Genomic DNA, 21472 nt, shown 5'->3' with positions numbered 1-21472 from the left:
AGTGGCAAGTACAAGCACCAAATCATAAGTGCTCAGGCTGCAGTGAGCAATAACGGAACAACTGAATAACAAAAAACTAATTCCGTTCCTCGATATACATTTGCCGCACTTTTTTGAAAAGCTCGGAAGAATACACAAAGTCGGTCACTGCTTCGTTGTCCGTCTTGAAGATTTCCTTATTGGTACCTTCCCATTCTTTATACCCATTTTTGAGGAAGATGATCTTTTCACCGATTTCCATCACCGAGTTCATATCATGGGTGTTGATGATGGTGGTGATGTCATATTCTTGGGTGATCTCGTGGATGAGGTTGTCGATCAAGATGGCGGTCTTGGGGTCGAGGCCAGAATTGGGTTCATCACAGAACAGGTACTTTGGGTTCATGACGATGGCCCTGGCAATGGCCACCCTCTTTTGCATCCCTCCCGAGATTTCGGATGGATATCTCTTATGGGCATCGACCAGGTTCACGCGTTTCAGCACAAAATCCACCCGGTCCTGCATTTCCGATTTGGACTGTTTGGTGAACATGTCCAAAGGGAACATCACATTCCCCTCCACGGTCATGGAATCGAACAGGGCGCTTCCTTGGAACACCATCCCCATTTCTTGTCGCAGATCGCGACGTTCGCTGTTGGAAAGCTCCGAATAATATTGGCCGTTATAACAGATTTGTCCCTCGTCGGGTTCAAAAAGGCCCAGGAGACATTTGAGGAAAACAGTTTTTCCCGATCCACTCTGTCCAATGATAAGATTGGTTTTCCCTTTTTCAAAAACGGTGGAGATCCCTTTCAGGACATGGTTGTCCCCGAACGATTTATGTACGTCTTCAACTTCTATCATTAGCCTAGCAGTAATTGGGTTAGGATATAGTTCGTTATGATGATGACCACACTCGTCCAAACAAAGGATGTGGTGCTGGCCTTGCCCACTTCAAGGGCACCGCCTTTCATGTAGAAACCGTGGTAGGAAGGTACAGTGGCGATCACGAAGGCAAACACCACCGATTTGATGAAAGCGTAAGTCACATGGAACGAGTCAAAATCCAACTGGAGCCCTTTGATGAACTCCCCGCTTGGGGCATACCCCCCGAAAACTGCGGCTATCCATCCGCCCAATATGCCGACGAACATGGAAATGGCCACGGCAAAAGGGTACATCATGGTGGCGATGATCTTGGGGAACACCAGATAATTGAGGGAATTCACACCCATCACCTCAAGGGCGTCTATCTGCTCGGTCACCCGCATGGTGCCAATGCTCGATGTGATATAGGACCCCACTTTACCCGCCATGATGATGGAGGTGAAGGTAGGTGCAAATTCCAAGATCACGGACTGTCTTGTAGCAAAGCCGATAAGACTTTTAGGTAATAGGGGACTGTTCAGGTTTAGGGCTGTTTGGATGGTGACCACCCCACCGATAAAAAAGGAAATAAAGATGATGATTCCCATGGACCCATAAATCAGCTCATCTATCTCCTTTAGGATCAAGGACTTCATGATGGGCCATTTGGTCGGTTTTTTAAATACTTCCCAGACCATGATGAAGTATTTTCCAATCGCTTCTAGATGTTTCATGTGCTCGATATGGGCTTGAGGTGATAAAAATAAGAATATTGTTGGGCATTTAACCTTCATTTAAACTTTTTAAAAGTGATAATTGAATAGCTTTGTCCTAGTTTGATTAAATCCACACCATGAGAAAAACCAACCTCATTTTATTGCTGTTAGTAATGTTCATGACCAGTTTATCCTATGGTCAACGTAAAAAGAAGAGCATAACCGAAGAACAACAGCCCGAACCCATAGCCCATACGCCCAAATTGGTGGTAGGCATCATAGTGGACCAAATGCGCTATGACTACCTTACCCGTTTTTGGACACAATATGGTGAAGGCGGCTTCAAAAGGTTGGTGAACCAAGGGTTCAATTGCAAAAACCATCACTATAACTATGCGCCGACGAGCACCGGTCCAGGCCATGCATCGGTCTATACGGGAACAACACCTGCCACACACGGTATCATTGGCAATGATTGGTACAATAAGGAAACGGGCACCGATGTCTACTGTGCCGGGGATGATAGTTATACTTCAATAGGGACCACTTCCGATGCTGGGCAAATGTCGCCCCACCGAATGCTGACCACCACGGTTACCGACGAGTTGCGGATGCATACCCAAAAAAGGGGCAAAGTAATCGGTGTGGCCTTGAAGGACAGGGGTGCCGTACTTCCTGCGGGCCATACGGCCAATGCCGCCTATTGGTTTGAAGGTGGGGCGGCAGGAAACTGGATCACCAGTTCCTATTATATGGATGCGTTGCCACAATGGGTGGTTGACTTTAACAATTCAGATGCCGTGGAAGCCTATAAAAAACCATGGAATACCTTGAAGCCTATCGAAACCTATGTGGAAAGCGGTATCGATGCCAACAGCTATGAAGGAATGTTCAAGGGGGAGACTACCTCGGCTTTTCCACATGATCTTCCCGCTTTGTGGGAGGCCAACGGACAGTTTGGTCTATTGCGGAGCACACCTTATGGTAATAGCATGACCGCTGATTTTGCTTTGGCGGCCTTGGAAGGAGAGGATTTGGGTGTGGATACCATTACCGACTTTTTGGCGGTAAGCTTTTCCAGTACGGATTATGTGGGCCACTTTTTTGGGGTGAATTCAAAGGAAATTGAAGATACGTACATACGGTTGGACCAAGATTTGGCCCGTTTTTTTGCTGCTTTGGATGAAAAGGTGGGCGAGGGCGAGTACACGGTTTTTCTTACGGCCGACCATGCTGCCATCGATGTGCCTGCTTATTTGAAGGATTCAAAAATACCAGCGGGATATTTGGATATGAAAGGGCTTCAGGCCAAGTTTGCAGAATTCCTGAAATATAAATATGGGACTACCGATGTGGTAAAGGACCTCTCCAACCATCAACTTTTTCTGGACCATAAGATTTTGGCCAATTTGGACATCGATCTAAAAGAAGCGCAAGAGGATATTGCAAAGGAGCTTTTGAGCTATGAGGGCATTGGTGAGGTCTATACGGGCCATCAAATGTGGGCGAACAATTATACCAAGGGCATCCCCTATATTTTACAGAACGGCTACAACCAAAAACGGTCGGGAGATGTGCTCATCGTGCCCAATCCAGGGTTCATTTATTCAAGTGGCAGAACAGGTTCCACTCACGGTTCCCCTCAGGTGTATGACACACATGTGCCTCTATTGCTCTACGGAAAGGGCATTAAGCAGGGCAGTACAGTGAACCGAACCGAGATTCCGGACATTGCTCCAACCATTTCCGCCCTATTGGGCATCGCGTTCCCGAGCGGGACCACGGGCAGGCCCATTGGGGAGGTGTTGGAATGAGAGCATCTCTTATCTTGAGATGATTATTTTTTTTCTGATGACTTGTCTTAAAGAGGGGTCTGAATAGATCAATACATAGGTTCCACTGGAAAGATGGTCAATCGACAGTACTTTATGATTTTTCTCGCTCAAGATCAACCTTCCATTGATGTCAAAAAGTTTAATCAGAAAATCTGAATCATAGTCTTTTTTGATAAATATTTGATCTCTTGCTGGGTTGGGATAAATGATTACTCCATAATTAATTTCTGGTTCTGGTTCTGGTTCTGGTTCTGGTTCAGAGATAGGTGTGGTCTCCAATATTCCGTCGCAGTTCTCATCAACTTCATTATCGGGCATTTCATGAGCTAGGGGGTTGATGTTGGGGTTCAGGTCATCACAATCATTTGCATTGGCAAAGCCATCTTGGTCGAGGTCATCGTCCCAGGTCGCAGGGTCACAGTCCTCGTCGATGCCGTTGTACGGGATTTCAATCGCACTGGGGTTGATGTTGGGGTCATTGTCGTCACAGTCATCCGCATTGGCAAAGCCATCTTGGTCCAGGTCGTCGTCCAAGGTTGAAGGATCGCAGTCGTCATCAATGCCATGGAAGGGGATCTCCAACGTCCTGGGATTGATGTTCGGGTTCAGGTCATCACAGTCATTTGCATTGGCACAGCCATCTTGGTCAAGGTCGTCGTCCCAGGTTGAAGGATCACAGTCGTCATCAATGCCATTGAAGGGGATCTCCAACGTACTGGGATTGATGTTCGGGTTCAGGTCATCACAATCGTCCGCATCGACAAAGCCGTCCTGGTCCAGGTCGTCGTCCAGAGTGGCGGGATCACAATCGTCGTCAATGCCGTTGTATGGGATTTCTAAAGCATTCGGGTTAATGTTGGCATTGCTGTCATCACAATCGTCCGCATCGACAAAGCCGTCCTGGTCCAGGTCGTCGTCCAGAGTGGCGGGATCACAATCGTCGTCAATGCCGTTGTAGGGGATTTCTAAAGCATTCGGGTTAATGTTGGCATTGCTGTCATCACAATCGTCCGCATCGGCAAAGCCGTCCTGGTCCAGGTCGTCGTCCAAGGATGAAGGGTCACAGTCGTCGTCAATGCCGTTGTACGGGATTTCCATTGCACTGGGATTGATATTGGAATCGTTGTCATCACAATCATTTGCATTGGGAAAACCATCTTGGTCGAGGTCGTCGTCCAAGGTTGAAGGAGCACAGTCGTCATCGATACCGTAGTACGGGATTTCAATCGAACTGGGATTGGTGTTGGGCTCGGTGTCATCACAATCATTTGCATTGGCAAAACCATCTTAGTCGAGGTCATCGTCCAAGGTGGAAGGATCACAGTCGTCATCGATACCGTTGTACGGGATTTCAATCGAACTGGGATTGATGTTGGGATTGGTGTCATCACAATCATTTGCATTGGCAAAGCCATCTTGGTCGAGGTCGTTGTCCAAGGTTGAAGGATCACAGTCGTTATCAATGCCATTGTAGGGGATCTCGGCGGCACTGGGATTGATGTTGGGGTCATTGTCGACACAATCGTCCGCATTGGCAAAGCCATCTTGGTCGAGGTCGTCGTCCAAGGTTGAAGGATCACAGTCGTCATCAATGCCATTGTAGGGGATCTCGGCGGCACTGGGATTGATGTTGGGGTCATTGTCGTCACAATCGTCCGCATTGGCAAAGCCATCTTGGTCAAGGTCATCGTCCAAAGTGGCGGGATTACAGTCGTCGTCAATGCCGTTGTACGGGATTTCCATGGCACTGGGATTGATGTTGGGATCGTTGTCATCACAATCATTTGCATTGGCAAAGCCATCTTGGTCCAGGTCATCGTCCAAGGTTGAAGGATCACAGTCGTCATCGATACCGTTGTACGGGATTTCCATTGCACTGGGATTGATGTTGGGATCGTTGTCATCACAATCATCCGCATTGTCAAAACCATCTTGGTCAAGGTCATCGTCCAAAGTGGCGGGATCGCAGTCGTCGTCAATGCCGTTGTACGGGATTTCCATGGCACTGGGATTGATGTTGGGATCGTTGTCGTCACAATCGTCCGCATTGGCAAAGCCATCTTGGTCAAGGTCATCGTCCAAAGTGGCGGGATTGCAGTCGTCGTCAATGCCGTTGTACGGGATTTCCACTGCACTGGGATTGATGTTGGGATCATTGTCGTCACAATCATTTGCATTGGCAAAGCCATCTTGGTCGAGGTCGTCGTCCAAGGTTGAAGGATCACAGTCGTCGTCAATGCCGTTGTATGGGATTTCCATGGCATTGGGATTGATGTTGGGTTCATTGTCGTCACAATCATTTGCATTGGCAAAGCCATCTTGGTCAAGGTCATCGTCCAAGGTTGAAGGATCACAGTCGTCGTCAATGCCGTTGTAAGCAATCTCCAAGACATTGGGATGGATATTGGGATTGTCATCATCACAATCTTGATCGGAAGTGAACCCATCTTGGTCAAAATCTATAACACCGACCCCATAATGTAAACTCAAATATTGGATGAGGGATTGTGCCAAGGATTCCGCAAAGAGTGCTCTATCCGCTTGGTCGAAGCGGACATCTTGATTGACTTCAATCTGGATGCCATCAATTTCACCAGCATTTAATCGAGATCCATGTATCCAAACATTGTAACCGCCATTGAAGTAATCTTCATTTTGATTGGGGAAGGGATCTTGTGTACTTGGTACCGATGGAAACCCTTTTTCATGCAATAAGGTTCCAAAACTCTTTGCACCCTTTAATAATTGTACATGCGTCAATCCATCACTATTATCATTGATCAAGGTTCGGACGCTGCTTCTGTTGATATAGGCATTGGTATTCAAAGTAGCATCGGAAAGCCGAAGTTCCGCTCCGGTAAGCGTATATCCGAGCTCGACCCTTTCAATGGCATGCGAATGTCCGTGAAGGTCTATAAAAAGACCCCTGCCGAAGTTTTGGATGATATCTGTCTTGGCAGATTCTATGAAATCATGATAATTGTCGAAGGCCAACTCCACGGTTGGATTGCCGTCCGCTGCTTCAGGTTTTTCGCGGTTTGCATCAAATTTTGCCCGGGAGAGCCTGTTGATGATGACATAGGGATAGAAACCGGTTTCATTAAAATAGGCCTGGGCAATGGCCCTTCCCATCTCTTGAGTATGGGTATCGTTTCCGTAGATGCAGTCCATACAATTTCGATCAGGTATCTCAATCGGGTTTAGGTCCCCATCATGTGGAATGGAAATGATAATGGGATGGTTCCCATAAATGTATTCCACATAACCCGTATTGTCGAAATCGGATTCACCAGGTTGCTGTGCCATGGCCCAACTGGAGAACAAGCCAAGGACAAGGGTATAAAACACTGCCGAAGGGGAAAAAGGATATGTTTTCATTTTGCATAACCGTTTTGCGGCCCTTCCCCGATAATCATATCAGGTACGGTTGCCATGGATTTGGGTTATGCTACAGACACAATAAAGATAAAAAACTTGATTTTCGGAAAGGCGTTGAATTGATGGATGCCCCTTTCCAATTGACGGATTGATTTTTGTTGGAAACTTTGTAGGACAATCAATACGATATGGGCTGTAAATACGTGTAAAATCCTATATTTTGGACCAAATTCCCTTCCAACGGTATTTCCGGATAAACCTTCCCTCTGCCTTGGAAACATAGAAAGGTTTTTGTTGGAAAAACGCCTTTAGAAACCCAAAAATGGTTTGAAAGTACAAACTTGGACTCTTGGCCTGCCATGCCATTTTGAGTGCAGCCACTTTGGTCAGGACAATACCGTAGCGCATTTTGTAGAGCGCTGTTCCCTTGGCCTGGTAGTTCGTGGAACTATACCCATGTCCGGTAGGGCGGAGGTGCTTGACCTTCAGCTTTGGAACGGTCTGCGTCTCAAAACCGTGGTATTTGGCCAAGAGGGTGTCCACAGTGTCCCATCCCACTCCAGGTCGTAATCCTCCAATCTTATTGAAACAGGCCTTGTGGTACAGTTTAATGGGACCACGGACATGGGTCTTGTCGGCGATATTTTCATAAACCCAATCGTTTCCTTTTCGGATATAGAGCAGACCAGAGCACATACCCAGTTTCCAATTGCTCTGAAATTGGTTGACCATGGTCTCAAAATAGTTGGGAGGGAGAATGATGTCCGCATCAAACTTTCCGATAAGGTCAAACTCTGCGGTGCGCCGCAGCCCAAAATTAAAAGTGTCCACCACTTTCCTGCCGGGGATATGTTCATCCACGGATTTTCGCTTTAATACTGTGATCCATGAAAATTTTTCTGCGAAGCTCTGGGCAATTTCAAAAGTATTGTCAGAAGAATTGTCGTCCACCACAATCACCTCGTCGGGCAAATGGGTCTGTCCCACAAAGGAATCCAGACAATCCTTTAAATAAGCTGCCTCGTTATGCGCTGGAATGACAATGCTGATCCACATGCGCTAAAATTCCAAAAAACAAACCACAAATCCCAAATAAGTTGTTGGGTTATTTAGTTGTTGGGTTCCTGTTTCTTGAATTTCGCTTTCTTTTTTGCAGCTGAACTTGAGCTTGTTGTTTGGTCATTGCGGTCCTATTTCTTGATTCCTGGGTCCTGTGTCTTGTGTCTGCCGAAGGCAGGAATTCCACAAACCTTTTTGCAATTGAATTTGAAACTTGAACTTGTTCTTGTCAATTAAACTATCGTTCCGCATAAACAATATAGTATCGATTGGTGAAATACCGCAACAGCGGTCGGATTCCAATCTTTTTGGCTGGATTGGTCCATTTTGCAGAATCTTTTATGGTCCATCCGGCCTTTTCCAACAACCAATCGAATTGCCAGTCCTCAAATTCATGGTAGTGTCGGTCCCAAAGATCGGTCTTGCTCCGATAAGCTGGGGAGAACCAAAGTCGCATGGGGATACTGGCCACCAATTTATTGGCCTTGATCTCTTTTAGCACATTGTACGGGGCCACCATGTGTTCAAAAATCTCAAAAGCGGTCACCACACTGGCATTGGATCGGGAAACGGCTTCATAATCCACATCCAGATCTTCACCTTTGGTGTTTTCCACTTGGTATCCATTTGCCTTCATGATTTCTGAAAAAGGATTTTCGACCCCTAGGTCCAAAATGGATTCCGAAGTGCCAATATGCTTCTGCAGAAACGCCAAAGTGTGCCTGTAACGTTTGTTGGGAAAGTTGTTCTCGTACATGCGCTAAAATTCCAAAAAACAAACCACAAATCCCAATTAAGTTGTTGGGTTATTTAGTTGTTCAGTTATTTAGTTGTTCAGTTATTTAGTTGTTCAGTTATTTGGTTCTTATTTCTTGCATCCTGCATCTTCGTTCGGCGAAAATAGAAACGAACGTATTTGCAATTGAACTTGATTCTTGAACTTGTTGTTTAGTATCGATAAACAATTGCATTGACATTCATTCCCGCACCGACACTGGCAAAGATGACCACATCACCCTTGTTGAGTTGATGTTCGGGTAGTTGTCCCTTCAGAACCAGGTCATAGAGGGTCGGAATGGTGGCCACGGAGCTGTTTCCCAATTCATGGATGCTCATGGGCATGACGTTCTCAGGGGCATCCTTTCCATAGAGTTTATAGAATCGTTTGATGATGGCCTCGTCCATTTTTTCATTGGCCTGGTGGATGAATATTTTTTTGACATCATCAATGGCCACACCACTGTCGTCCAAACAAGCTGCCATGGCCTTGGGCACATTGATACAGGCAAATTCGTAGATTTTGCGCCCCAGCATTTTTATGTATCGGGTGTCCTTGCAGCCCTCTGCGCTGTTGGTCTTGTCAAAATAGAGATAGTAGGCCTCTTCTCCTGCATAAGTTACGGAGTCGTGCGCCAAAATTTCACCTGAACTCTCTGTTGATTCTATGATGGCCGCCCCGGCACCATCGGAAAAGATCATACTGTCACGATCATAGGGATCCACCACCCGCGAAAGTGTTTCGCCACCGATCACCAAGCATTTTTTTGCCATGCCGCTTTTGATGAACGCCGAAGCTTGTATGACCCCTTCAATCCATCCTGGACAACCAAAAATAAGGTCGTATGCCACACATTTTGGGTTTTTTATCTGCAAAAGATGTTTTACCCGTGTTGCAAGGCTTGGTAAAGTGTCGCCTTGGATTTTACCAAGGGTCATATCGCCGAAATTATGGGCGAAAATGATATAGTCCAACTCCTCTTTATCGATTCCAGCGTCGGCAATGGCCTTTTCTGCGGCCAAATACCCTATATCCGATGTCTTGAACTCGGGCTCTGCATATCTTCGTTCAGCAATTCCAGTGATGGCCTTGAACTTTTCAATGATCACCGAATTTTCCTGTTCGATCTTGCTTCCATCAACACCCAAGAATTTATGCTGCAAAAAAGCTTCATTTTTGGTGATGATGGATGGGATATAGCTGCCCGTTCCCGTAATACCGATTTTCATATCGAGGTTGTTTGGTACTTAAAGGTAAGTTATTCAGAATTCATTGTTATGCATGCATAATAAATTGTACAATGCTCAATAAACCTTCCAATATGTCACAGAAAGAAAAAAGCCTTGGGCAACTTGTTTGTTCCAAGGCTTTTTGTTTGTATCTGCAAGGGTTTGCTATGCTTCTGCGTAAGCTTCAATGGGTGCACAGGTGCATATCAAATTACGATCCCCAAACGCTTCATCCGTTCTTCGGATGCTGGGCCAAAACTTGTTTTCGGCCACATAGGGCAGCGGAAACGCGGCTTTCTGACGGCTATATGGGTGTTCCCAGATGTCGTTGGTGATCATCCCCAACGTATGTGGAGCATTTTTGAGTACATTGTTTGGTTCGTCCGCACTCGCCTCATCGATTTCTTCCCTAATGGAAATCATCGCGTTACAGAAACGGTCAAGTTCGGCAAGGCTTTCACTTTCGGTGGGTTCTATCATCAACGTTCCAGCTACAGGGAAAGATACGGTCGGGGCATGGAAGCCATAGTCGATCAAGCGTTTGGCAATGTCCGTTACCTCAACGCCATTGGCCTTGAAAGGTCTGCAATCGATGATCATTTCGTGGGCTGCCCTGCCTCTTTCGCCAGTGTAGAGCACATCAAACTTGCCCTTGAGGCGGTCTTTGATATAGTTGGCGTTCAGGATGGCGGCTTTTGTGGCATTCGTAAGGCCTTCGGCACCCAACATCTTGATGTATCCGTAAGAGATCAAACAGACCAATGCACTTCCCCAAGGGGCAGCGGAAATGGCTGTGATGGCTTCTTTACCTCCCGTTTTGATCACAGGATTGGAAGGTAGGAAGGGTTTCAATTGCTCCGCCACACAGATGGGCCCTACTCCTGGTCCACCACCTCCGTGTGGGATGGCAAAGGTCTTGTGCAGGTTGAGGTGGCACACGTCCGCACCAATGGTGGCAGGGTTGGTCAACCCGACCTGTGCGTTCATGTTGGCGCCGTCCATATAGACCTGCCCTCCGTTGTCATGGATCAATTGGGTAATCTGTTTGATGGACGATTCGAAAACACCGTGGGTGGATGGGTAAGTCACCATCAATGCTGCCAAATTTTCGGCATGCAACTGTACTTTTTCTTCCAAGTCGGCCACATCGATGTTTCCTCTTTCATCGGTTTTGGTCACCACCACTTTCATGCCTGCCATTACGGCGGAAGCTGGGTTGGTCCCGTGCGCGGAAGCGGGAATCAAACAGATGTTGCGGTGTCCCTCGCCCCTGGACTCATGATAGGCACGGATGACCATCAGGCCAGCATACTCGCCCTGTGCCCCGGAATTGGGTTGAAGGGAAGTAGCGGAGAACCCGGTAATGACATTCAACTGGTCTTCCAACGATTTCAATACGTCTTGATAGCCCTGTGCTTGTTCCAAAGGAACAAAGGGGTGGATGTTGCCCCAATGGGGCCAGCTCAAGGGAAGCATTTCGGAAGCTGCGTTCAATTTCATGGTGCAACTGCCCAAGGAGATCATGGAATGGTTTAGAGCAAGGTCCTTGCGCTCCAATCGTTTGATGTAGCGCATCAACTCGGTCTCGGAATGGTAGGAATTGAACACCTCATGTTCCAAAAATGCCGTTTTTCGTTGCAGAGCAGTTGGTATGGCCTCTTCTTTGGCAATATTGGCTTCTTTTCTTTGGATGTTATGGGCTTCCAAAAAGCAGGAAACCAATACTTGCACATCTTGATCGGAAACAGCTTCGTTCAACGAAATGGAGACGGTTTCAGGGTCAACATAATTTAGGTTGATCCCTTTTCCTTCAGTGGCTTGTTTTAGTTTTTCGACTTGTTTTACTTTGACCGTTATCGTATCAAAATAAGCGGTATTGGTCTGCTGGAATCCATGGGACTCCAAGGTGCTGACCAATACCCTGGCATGCTTGTGCACTTTGTTTGCAATGTATTTCAACCCTTCAGGGCCATGGTACACGGCATACATGCCTGCCATGACGGCCAACAATACCTGTGCGGTACAGATGTTGGAGGTGGCCTTGTCCCTTTTGATGTGCTGTTCCCGGGTCTGTAGCGCCATGCGCAGGGCACGGTTGCCATCCGTGTCCTTGGTCACGCCAATGATCCTTCCGGGAATACTTCTTTTGTATTCTTCCTTGGTGGCAAAAAAGGCCGCATGGGGACCTCCATAGCCCAATGGGATCCCAAATCGCTGGGTAGTGCCCACCACTACGTCCACACCCCATTCACCGGGGGCCTTCAACAGGACAAGGCTCAGGATATCGGCAGCTACGGCCACTTTGATCTCGTTGGCCTTTGCTTTTTCCACAAAGGACCCATAATCGTACACTTGCCCATACTTTCCGGGATATTGCAAGAGGACGCCATAGTATTCGGAAGAGAAATCAAAAGTTTCATGGTTGCCGATCACCAATTCAATACCTAAAGGTATGGCACGGGTCTCGAGAAGGCTCACCGTTTGTGGGAGCACTTCTTCCGAAACAAAGAATTTGGAAGCGTTATCCTTTTTTTGTTGCCTGTTGCGCAGCTCAAACAGCATGGTCATGGCCTCGGCGGCAGCCGTACTTTCATCCAAGAGCGATGCATTTGCGATTTCCATGCCAGTGAGATCGCTCACCATGGTCTGGAAATTGAGCAGGGCCTCCAGCCTTCCTTGGGCAATCTCTGCCTGATAAGGCGTATAGGCGGTGTACCATCCTGCATTTTCCAAAATGTTCCTTTTGATGGGGGAAGGAGTGAGCGATTCATGGTAGCCCAGGCCAATATAGGTCTTGAAAACCTTGTTCTTTTGGGCCAGCTCCTGCAAATGGTCCAGGAACTCATGCTCACTGATCCCTGCGGGAAGGTCCAGTGGTTTTTTAAGTTTGATATCGTCGGGAATGGTCTCATGGATGAGCTGTTCCACACTATCCACCCCAATCGTTTTGAGCATTTGGGGAAGGTCTTTTTCTGATATGCCGATATGTCTGGCGGCAAACACTTCTGTATTCATGTTCAATCCAATAAAGTGCACAAAATTAGGGATAAATTCAATGAAAATAGGCAATTTTGAAGGTGAGTGAAGCAAAGTTGTTAACCACTGATCAACCTTTTGGGAACGAAGGGAAAACCCGTAAAGATGAAGACCTTGAAGTCTATTTTTGATTTTTATTTGGATGCCAGTATCCATGTGGCCTTGGCCGTGTTGTCGTTGGCGGGTGTCACCTTTCATTTGTTGGGCATTTCTTCCGATATTGATTTGTTGGGATTCATTTTTTTTGGGGTGATCGTCTGTTACAATTTCATCAAATATGGGGTGGAGGCCTACAAATATTTGATCGTGTCCAATGCCTATCACAAGATCATTCAGATCTTCAGTTTTGTGTCGTTTGGTTTTGCACTCTATTTTTTGCTGCAACTGGATGCCAAGATTTGGTGGGCCACGGTGATCTTGGGCCTATTGTCCGCATTGTATGCCGTTCCGTTTTTGCCAAGCGCGAAAAACCTAAGGAGCCTAGGAGGGTTGAAAATCTATATTGTGGCCTTTGTGTGGGCCGGTTTTACTGTCCTGTTGCCTGTTTTGGATGTGCAAATGCCCATTGGTTGGGATTTTTGGGTGCTTTTCCTGCAACGGGTGTTGTTGGTGTTGGTGCTCATCATCCCTTTTGAGATCAGGGATATGCAATGGGACGATAAAGATCTTCGGACCTTGCCGCAGGTATTGGGGGTTAGACGGACCCAAAATTTGGGCATCGTCCTAGCGGTCGTTTTTTTTCTCCTAACTTTTTTAAAAGATGGGGTCCATCAAGTCGAAATCGTACTGAGATTGGCCCTCACGCTAGTCTTGATCTTTGTGCTTATCGCCAATAAAAAAATGACATCCCGATACTTTGTATCGTTTTGGGTAGAGGCTATCCCTGTCTTCTGGTTTGGGATGTTCTGGTGGGTGGAGCGGTTTTTTTAGAGTCTTTTTTCCAAGTCACGTTTCATACATTCCTTGTCATGGTCAGAGAGTGTGGAAAGTCCTGCACGATCACAAAGGGAGGTCAACTTGGAATTCTTTTTGGAATATGTTTTACAGGTCTTGCAATTCCAAAGATGGAACCGAAGCTTTACAATGTCCCAAAAGCTTGCCTCCTTGTATTGGGACTTGTTACAGATATGTGACGCCTCTTCGCATGAAATCTTCATAGCTAAAACCAATTTTCGTTCAAACAACCCATAAGCGAGGTCCTTGCCCTATGGATCATTACCCACAAGTTGGACGGATTTATGTCCAACTCATTACAAATATCTTCAGTTTCCATTCCCTGGATGGTCTTCATCTTAAAGACTTGGGCCTGCTTTTTGGGCAATTTGTCCAAACACTCCTGCAAGGCCAGCCCAAGCTCCTCGTTCTCCAATATGTTGTCCCCATCCCTGGTAAATGGGTCGGCCACTTGCTCTTCCAGCCAATCACCTTCGGATTCGGAATCCGTACTATAATTGATGCGGACCTCTGCCTTTCCTTTTTTGGAATTGCTCTTGCGGTAATGGTCTATGACCTTTCTTTTCAATATGGAGACCAACCAAGTACGCTCGGCGGCATCACCCTTGTAGTTTTTGGAAGAATTGAGGCCTGCAAAAAAAGTTTCCTGCACCAGATCCTTGGCAATTTCCGCATCGCTGACCCTGGCCACGGCGTAGTTGAAGAGGTAATCTGCATAGAGATCTACCCAATTCTGAGGATGGAGTTCGTGCTTGCCCATAGTTTCGAAGTAGCAAAAATAGTGGTTTTTACGCTGCAAAGGATGCTCGTGGGTAAGATGTGTCCCAATTTTCGCCCAAAACCATCTGTCCATTGCGCAGCTACTGCATTTAGCTTGCTTTTTTGATGAGTCCGGCCCTTTCCAAAAGCGCATCGATATTGGGTTCCGCTCCCCTGAAACGTTTGTAGAGTTCCATCGGGTTCTCCGTCCCTCCTTTGGAGAGTACATTTTCCTTGAACTTATCGGCGACCGTTTTGCTGAAAATGCCATTCTCCTTGAAATGGGCAAAAGCATCTGCATCCAGCACCTCGGCCCATTTGTAACTGTAATATCCTGAGGAATACCCTCCTTGGAAAATATGGGAAAACGATGTGCTCATACAGGTTTGAGGGGTGTCGGGGAACAAGTCCGTGCCCTCAAACGCCTTGGCCTCGTAAGCCTTCACATTGTTGATGTTTGATGGATCTTTGCTATGCCATGCCATGTCCAAAAAGCCAAAGCTCAACTGGCGCACCGTGGCCATTCCCTCCTGAAAGGTGGCGGATTCCTTAATTTTTTCCACCAGCTCCATGGGAATCAATTCCCCGGTCTCGTAATGAAAGGCGAAAAGCTCCAGGGCCTCTTTCTCATAACACCAATTTTCCATGACCTGACTGGGCAGTTCCACAAAATCCCAATAGACCGAAGTGCCCGAAAGGCTGGGGTAGATGGTGTTGGCCAACATACCGTGTAGCCCGTGCCCAAATTCGTGGAAAAGCGTGGTCACTTCATTGAAAGTGAGCAGCGAGGGTTTTGACTTGGTCGGTTTGGTGAAATTGCAAACGTTGGAAATGTGTGGCCTGTTATTTTTTCCGTTCAACGTGTATTGGGATTTGTATGAGGTCATCCAAGCTCCGCCACGCTTTCCGGGTCTGGGATGGAAATCGGCATAGAAGAGCGAAATGAAGTTGTTTTTGTCATCATACACTTCATACGTCTTCACATCTGGATGGTATTTTTCAATGGTCTGGACCTCTTTGAATGTAAGTCCGAAGAGTTTTTCAGCCACTTTAAAAACGCCGTTGATCACATTTTCCAGTTTGAAATACGGTTTCAGTTTCTCATCATCCAAATTGAAGAGCTTTTGCTTCAACTTTTCGGAATAGAAGGCACTGTCCCATTTTTCGAGCCGATCAATGTTGTCCAAACTTTTTGCAAAGGTTTCCAGTTCCCCAAACTCCCTTTCTGCGGCCGGTTTTGCCTTTTCAAGCAGCTCGTTCAGAAAATCCATTACTTTTTGCGGGGTCTCCGCCATACGCTCCTCCAATACAAAATGGGCATGGGTGGCATAGCCCAAAAGATTTGCGCGTTCGTGGCGAAGAGAGACTATTTTCAGGATGTTTTTCTGATTGTCGAGTTCATCCTTGTGAAACCCTTTGCTGCCAAAGGCAATGGAAAGCTCCTTGCGAAGCTCCCTGTTCTCCGCATATTTCATGAAAGGGATATAGCTGGGGTAATCCAGTGTGATGAGCCATCCATCTTTTCCTTTGGATTCGGCCAACTGTGCAGCGGCTTCTTTTTCACCTTCGGGCAGACCTTTAAGGTCTTCCTCATGGGTAAGATGCATTTCATACTTATTGGTTTCGGCCAACACATTTTCCCCGAACTTCAATTTCAGTTTGGAAAGTTCGGCATCGATTTCCCGTAATCGCTTTTTGTCCGAATCGTTCAAATTGGCCCCGTTCCTGCTAAAGCTTTTATATTTCTTTTCCAAAAGGGTTTCCTGCTCAGGAGTGAGTTCCAAAGTATCTTTTTGGTCATAAACAGCCTTGATGCGTTCAAAAAGGCCTTGGTTCAGGGTAATGTCATTGCTGAATTCGGACAATAGGGGGGACACTTCTTGGGCTATCTTTTGGATTTCCTCATTGGTCTCCGCCGAATTCAGATTGAAAAAAACGCTGGAAATGCGGTCCAACTGCTGACCGGCAAAATCCAGGGCCTCCAAGGTGTTTTGGAAGGTGGGCGCATCGGGGTTTTCCACGATGTCGTCGATTTCCTTTTTGGCAGCATCAATGGCCTGAAGAAAAGCCGGTTTGAAGTGTTCGTTCTTTATTTTGGAAAACGGAGCTTGGTCAAAAGGCTCCAATAGTGGGTTGTTCATGGGTAAATCAGTAATAGTATATGATAGCCAGAGGCTTTACAAAGTAAAGTGGTTTTGTTTAGGACGAGTTACTTCATTTTTCTTACTTCCTCGGCTCCTTTGATGACTTTTTCCTTTAGTCCTTCCTTGTAGGATTGGATTTTGTTCAGTACTTCAGCGTCGGAACTGCCAATGATCTGTGCAGCCAAGATACCTGCATTCTTGGCACCGTTCAGCGCCACGGTGGCAACGGGTACCCCGCCGGGCATCTGGAGTATGGAGAGGACGGAATCCCACCCGTCAATGGAGTTGCTGCTCTTTACGGGCACACCTATCACGGGCAATGGGGACAATGAAGCTACCATTCCGGGCAGGTGGGCTGCCCCTCCGGCCCCGGCAATGATCACCGAATATCCATTTGTGTGGGCATTTTTGCCAAAATCGAACAGTTTTTCGGGAGTACGGTGCGCGGAAACAATGTCCACATCAACGGTGATCCCGAATTCTTTCAATATATCGATGGCTTCTTGCATAACGGGAAGGTCGCTGGTGCTTCCCATGATCACGGCTACTTTTTTCATAAAATTCCAAACTGTAACTTCCAAAAACCTTTAGTCTAGCATTTGGAATTTGATTATTGTGATTTGTTTGTTGTTACCTTGATGGTTTCCTTTACTTCTTGGGCAACTTTTCTGGCCCTGGCCATATCCTCGTCCACAATGGTCACGTGTCCCATTTTCCGGAAAGGTCTTGTCTCTCTTTTTCCATAAATGTGCGGGGTCACGCCTTCCATTTCCAAGATGTCTGCCATGTTTTCATAGACCACATCGCCCGTATGTCCTTCGGCCCCTACCAAGTTGACCATGATACCGGCCACTTTGCTGTCGGTTTTTCCCAAGGGGAGCCCCAAAATAGCGCGGATGTGTTGTTCAAACTGGTTGGTATAGCTGGCTTCAATGCTGTAATGTCCACTGTTGTGCGGTCTTGGCGCCACTTCGTTCACCAAGATCTCATCGTCCTGGGTCTGGAACATTTCCACGGCAAGCAGGCCAATGTGTTTCATTTGTTCCGAAACCTTCAGCGCAATTTCCTGCGCCTTTTGGGCCACGGTCGCATCGATTCTAGCGGGACAGATCACATATTCCACTTGGTTGGCCTCGGGGTGGAATTCCATCTCCACCACAGGGTAGGTCTTTACCTCACCTTTGGTGCTCCTTGCCACGATAACGGCCAATTCGTTTTTGAAACCGATCATTTGCTCCGCAAGGCACTCCACATTGGGCAGGCCTTGGAGGTCTTCCATTTTCCTGACCACCTTCACGCCCTGGCCATCGTAGCCAAACTGGGCACTTTTCCAAACAAAGGGCAGTTGGAGCCCTCCGTTATGGATGCTGTCCTCGATTTCCGAAGTATAGGCAAAACGGGTGAACGGTGCCGTTGGGATGCCATGGTCCGTATAAAAAAGCTTTTGTGTGGCCTTGTTCTGTATGGTCCGCAGGGTTTTGGTGGGAGGGTAGACCTTGATGCCTTCGTATTCCAGTTTTTCAAGGGCGTCCACATTTACGTTCTCAATCTCGATGGTGAGTACGTCCACGTCCTTCCCAAAGTGGTAAACGGCGTCAAAATCCATCAGATCGCCCAGCACAAATTCGTTGCAGGCTATTTTGCAGGGGGCTTCTGGCGAGGCGTCCATCACCTTGGTGTGGATATCCCATTTGCGGGTCTCGTAGAGCATCATTTTGCCCAATTGTCCCCCTCCCAAGATGCCCAGTTTAAAATCGGATGAAAAAAATTGCATTGATCAGCGAATTGGAATGAAAGCAAAAATACATGAATTCCTCGAAGGGATAAAAGATAGGTGGACATACCACCCCAAAAATACTATCTTTGCCAACCTGACCATTTAATCGCAGCACATTGATCAAACTTCACGACAAGTTTTTTAAGCCCTATTTAAAGGAAGAGGAAATCCTTGCCGCCATCAAGAAAATGGCCGATGAAATTGCCAAGGATTACAAGGACGAGACGCCTCTCTTTGTGGGGGTGTTGAATGGGGCCTTTATGTTCGTGTCCGATTTTTTGAAGGCCTATCAGAATCCCTGTGAGGTTTCCTTTGTGCGGTTGAGTTCTTACCAAGGGCTGACTTCCACGGGAATTGTGGAAACCTTGCTGGACGCGCCGGAAGAGATCGAGGGCAAGAGCGTGATCATTTTGGAGGATGTGGTGGACACGGGTCGTACCCTGAAACAATTGGTGCACCTGTTTTCCCATACCAATGTGAAGGAATTTAAGATAGCGGCCCTTTTTTACAAGGCCGAAGTATATAATGGTGAGTATGCCATCGACTATGTGGGTCTGGAGATCCCCGACAATTTTATCGTGGGATATGGGCTGGACTACAACGAATTGGGCAGAAATCTTAGGGAAGTTTACCAATTAAACCAATCAGATATGATCAACCTAGTGCTTTTTGGAAAGCCAGGAGCTGGAAAAGGGACCCAAGCGGGGTTCTTGAAGGAAAAGTATAACCTGAAACACATATCCACAGGGGATGTTTTCCGCTACAACATTAAAAATGGTACCGATTTGGGCAAGTTGGCCAAGTCCTTTATAGATAAGGGCGATTTGGTACCGGATGAGGTAACGATAGACATGCTGAAGGACGAGGTGGAGAAAAGCCCGGACGCAGCAGGTTTCATTTTTGATGGTTTTCCACGTACGGCCGCCCAAGCAGAGGCACTGGACAACTTTTTGGAGTCCAAGAACATGAAGGTGAACGCCACCATTGCCCTAGAGGCCGATGATGATGTCTTGGTGGCACGCTTGTTGGAACGCGGCAAGAGCAGTGGTCGTTCAGACGATCAGGACGAAGACAAGATCCGTAACCGTTTTGACGAATACAACGAGAAAACTGCCCCGCTGAAGGCTTACTACGAAAAACAGGACAAGTTCCATTCCGTGAACGGGATAGGCAACATCGACGATATTACAGAACGACTGAGCAAAATAATCGAAACCTTGTAATAAAGGACGGGCAGTTTTAAGGCTGCTGTCGTTTCATTTACTAACAATACCAAGAACATGACCGAGGGGAATTTTGTGGATTATGTAAAAGTGTTTGTCTCCTCCGGAAACGGGGGCAAGGGCTCTGCGCATTTGCACCGCGAAAAGTATGTGGCCAAGGGAGGTCCTGATGGAGGCGATGGAGGCCGAGGCGGACATGTCATCATAAAAGGGAACAAAAACCTATGGACCTTGGTCCATTTCAAGTTCAAAAAGCATTTTAAGGCCGAACATGGGGAACACGGCAGTAAAAACCGGAGCACTGGGGCCGACGGTTCCGACGTGTATCTGGAAGTGCCCTTGGGTACTGTGGTCAGGGATACGGAGACCAAAGAGGTGCTTTTCGAGATAACCAGGGACCAAGAGGAAAAGATTGTTCTGGAAGGAGGAATGGGAGGCCGTGGCAACTGGCATTTCAAGAGCCCCACCAACCAGACACCCCGCTATGCGCAACCAGGCATACCTGGGCAAGAAGCCAATATCACATTGGAACTCAAAGTGTTGGCAGATGTTGGTTTGGTCGGTTTTCCCAACGCCGGAAAATCCACATTGCTCTCCGTAATGACGTCGGCAAAGCCCAAGATCGCCGATTATGAGTTCACCACGCTCAAGCCCAATCTGGGTATCGTGGAATACAGGGATTTTAGGAGCTTCGTCATGGCAGACATTCCCGGGATCATCGAGGGTGCGGCCGAAGGCAAGGGACTGGGGCACTATTTCTTGCGCCATATAGAGCGAAATGCCACATTACTTTTCCTGATTCCGGCCGATAGCAAGGACATCAGCCAGGAATATGCCATTCTTTTGGATGAATTGAGAAGGTATAATCCGGAGTTGTTGGACAAAAACCGACTTGTGGCCATTTCCAAGTGCGATATGCTCGATGAAGAGCTCATTGAAGAAATGAAAGAGGATTTAAAAAGTGATTTCAAGGACATGCCCTATTTGTTCATCTCGTCGGTAAGTGGTTTGGGCATCCAGGAACTCAAGGATAGGCTTTGGACGCTTTTGAACGAATAAAACACTTTCCTCTAATCTCATAATCAATATATTGATTAATTTTAAGGAATCCAGAAACGACCGTTATGCGCAATATTTTGATGGTGTTTTTTAGTTTGCTTTTGGCAGCCTGTTCTTCCGTTCGGGTGAATTATGACTACGACAAGGAAGTCGATTTCTCCGGCTATACCACCTACAATTATTTCCCTGACATGAATTCTGGATTGAGCCAGTTGGACGAAAAGCGGCTCGTCCGTATTTTGGATTCCACCCTTCAATCTAGAGGATACCGCTTGGCCGAGGAGCCTGAAATCTTTGTAAACATACTGAGCAACGAATACCAGGCAGCCCCCAAAAATTCTGTAGGCGTTGGTCTTGGTGGGGGCGGAAGAAATGTGGGCGGAGGGATATCCGTGGGATTGCCCTTGGGCAGCCCAAGTGTCCAACGTAGCATTCAGTTCGATTTTGTGGATGCCCAACGAGATGCCCTGTTCTGGCAGGCCACTGCAGAAAGTGGGTACAGGGAAAACGCATCGCCCAGTGAAAGGGAACACAGGCTCGAAGTATTGGTGAAAAAGGTGTTTTCCAAGTTTCCCCCCAAGAACTAGTACAGTTTTTCCACAGCTTTTTTGAAGGAAGTCAGAGTGTCATTACCGTTCAGGTGATCCATATGACCATTGGTCATAAACCCATTTGGTA

Annotated in this window: 18 protein-coding genes and 1 pseudogene; 5 read left to right on the top strand and 14 right to left on the bottom strand. The window is 47.0% G+C overall.

Going from position 1 to position 21472, the window contains the following annotated elements; translation table 11 throughout:
- Window positions 1–76 precede the first annotated feature (76 nt).
- Window positions 77–844, bottom strand: coding sequence for an ABC transporter ATP-binding protein (locus FOT42_RS15140; RefSeq protein WP_151891370.1), 768 nt, complete (start codon window positions 842–844; stop codon window positions 77–79).
- On the bottom strand, window positions 844–1581 hold the full coding sequence (locus FOT42_RS15135; protein ID WP_151891369.1) for an MlaE family ABC transporter permease: 738 nt from the start codon (window positions 1579–1581) through the stop codon (window positions 844–846). Before FOT42_RS15135 ends, FOT42_RS15140 begins: the two co-directional genes overlap by 1 nt.
- A 119-nt stretch (window positions 1582–1700) precedes the next feature.
- Here FOT42_RS15135 and pafA point away from each other — a divergent pair, with 119 nt between their 5' ends.
- Complete coding sequence (gene pafA, locus FOT42_RS15130; RefSeq protein ID WP_151891368.1) at window positions 1701–3377, top strand: alkaline phosphatase PafA; 1677 nt, start codon at window positions 1701–1703, stop codon at window positions 3375–3377.
- 9 nt (window positions 3378–3386) lie between these two features.
- On the opposite strand, the gene FOT42_RS15125 is transcribed toward pafA, so the two are convergent.
- From FOT42_RS15125 to gcvP, 7 genes and pseudogenes are all read right to left on the bottom strand, one after another.
- Entirely contained in the window at window positions 3387–4577 is a 1191-nt protein-coding gene (locus FOT42_RS15125; protein WP_151891367.1) for a T9SS type A sorting domain-containing protein, read from the bottom strand.
- Between the two features lie 18 nt (window positions 4578–4595).
- Window positions 4596–4652 (bottom strand): annotated as a pseudogene (locus FOT42_RS18505) (hypothetical protein); the annotation flags it as partial.
- 33 nt (window positions 4653–4685) lie between these two features.
- On the bottom strand, window positions 4686–6776 hold the full coding sequence (locus FOT42_RS15115) for a MopE-related protein (protein WP_151891366.1): 2091 nt from the start codon (window positions 6774–6776) through the stop codon (window positions 4686–4688).
- 213 nt (window positions 6777–6989) lie between these two features.
- Window positions 6990–7832, bottom strand: a complete 843-nt coding sequence (locus FOT42_RS15110) for a glycosyltransferase family 2 protein (RefSeq protein ID WP_151891365.1) — start codon at window positions 7830–7832, stop codon at window positions 6990–6992.
- Between the two features lie 241 nt (window positions 7833–8073).
- Window positions 8074–8592: a class I SAM-dependent methyltransferase gene (locus tag FOT42_RS15105; RefSeq protein ID WP_151891364.1), complete on the bottom strand. Its 519-nt coding sequence runs from the start codon at window positions 8590–8592 to the stop codon at window positions 8074–8076.
- Window positions 8593–8783: 191 nt separating this feature from the next.
- The gene (locus FOT42_RS15100) at window positions 8784–9842 is read right to left on the bottom strand and encodes a 3-oxoacyl-ACP synthase III family protein (RefSeq protein ID WP_151891363.1); all 1059 of its coding nucleotides are present in this window, start codon (window positions 9840–9842) and stop codon (window positions 8784–8786) included.
- Window positions 9843–10007: 165 nt separating this feature from the next.
- Window positions 10008–12857, bottom strand: coding sequence for an aminomethyl-transferring glycine dehydrogenase (gene gcvP / locus FOT42_RS15095; RefSeq protein WP_151891362.1), 2850 nt, complete (start codon window positions 12855–12857; stop codon window positions 10008–10010).
- Between the two features lie 126 nt (window positions 12858–12983).
- Between gcvP and FOT42_RS15090 the strand changes: the two genes are divergently transcribed.
- Entirely contained in the window at window positions 12984–13808 is an 825-nt protein-coding gene (locus tag FOT42_RS15090) for a UbiA prenyltransferase family protein (protein WP_151891361.1), read from the top strand.
- On the opposite strand, the gene FOT42_RS15085 is transcribed toward FOT42_RS15090, so the two are convergent.
- The 5 genes from FOT42_RS15085 to FOT42_RS15065 form a co-directional block, all read right to left on the bottom strand.
- On the bottom strand, window positions 13805–14035 hold the full coding sequence (locus FOT42_RS15085; protein ID WP_151891360.1) for a hypothetical protein: 231 nt from the start codon (window positions 14033–14035) through the stop codon (window positions 13805–13807). The genes FOT42_RS15090 and FOT42_RS15085 overlap by 4 nt on opposite strands.
- A gap of 2 nt (window positions 14036–14037) precedes the next feature.
- A complete protein-coding gene (locus tag FOT42_RS15080) occupies window positions 14038–14592 on the bottom strand; it encodes a sigma-70 family RNA polymerase sigma factor (protein ID WP_072881173.1) in 555 nt (184 codons plus the stop codon).
- A gap of 109 nt (window positions 14593–14701) precedes the next feature.
- A complete protein-coding gene (locus tag FOT42_RS15075) occupies window positions 14702–16732 on the bottom strand; it encodes a M3 family metallopeptidase (RefSeq protein ID WP_151891359.1) in 2031 nt (676 codons plus the stop codon).
- Window positions 16733–16800: 68 nt separating this feature from the next.
- Window positions 16801–17292: a 5-(carboxyamino)imidazole ribonucleotide mutase gene (gene purE, locus FOT42_RS15070; RefSeq protein WP_151891358.1), complete on the bottom strand. Its 492-nt coding sequence runs from the start codon at window positions 17290–17292 to the stop codon at window positions 16801–16803.
- A gap of 53 nt (window positions 17293–17345) precedes the next feature.
- On the bottom strand, window positions 17346–18509 hold the full coding sequence (locus FOT42_RS15065) for a 5-(carboxyamino)imidazole ribonucleotide synthase (protein ID WP_151891357.1): 1164 nt from the start codon (window positions 18507–18509) through the stop codon (window positions 17346–17348).
- Window positions 18510–18628: 119 nt separating this feature from the next.
- Between FOT42_RS15065 and FOT42_RS15060 the strand changes: the two genes are divergently transcribed.
- From FOT42_RS15060 to FOT42_RS15050, 3 genes are all read left to right on the top strand, one after another.
- On the top strand, window positions 18629–19735 hold the full coding sequence (locus FOT42_RS15060; protein ID WP_151891356.1) for an adenylate kinase: 1107 nt from the start codon (window positions 18629–18631) through the stop codon (window positions 19733–19735).
- A gap of 57 nt (window positions 19736–19792) precedes the next feature.
- Entirely contained in the window at window positions 19793–20794 is a 1002-nt protein-coding gene (gene obgE, locus FOT42_RS15055) for a GTPase ObgE (RefSeq protein WP_151891355.1), read from the top strand.
- Between the two features lie 65 nt (window positions 20795–20859).
- Complete coding sequence (locus tag FOT42_RS15050) at window positions 20860–21381, top strand: DUF4136 domain-containing protein (RefSeq protein ID WP_151891354.1); 522 nt, start codon at window positions 20860–20862, stop codon at window positions 21379–21381.
- The last annotated feature ends 91 nt before the right edge of the window (window positions 21382–21472 follow it).

It is taken from the genome of Flagellimonas hadalis, from assembly GCF_007785775.2.
Classification (GTDB): Bacteria; Bacteroidota; Bacteroidia; order Flavobacteriales; family Flavobacteriaceae; genus Flagellimonas; species Flagellimonas hadalis.
Note: the sequence above shows the minus strand (reverse complement) of the source record. Positions and strands in the feature narration are given on the sequence as shown.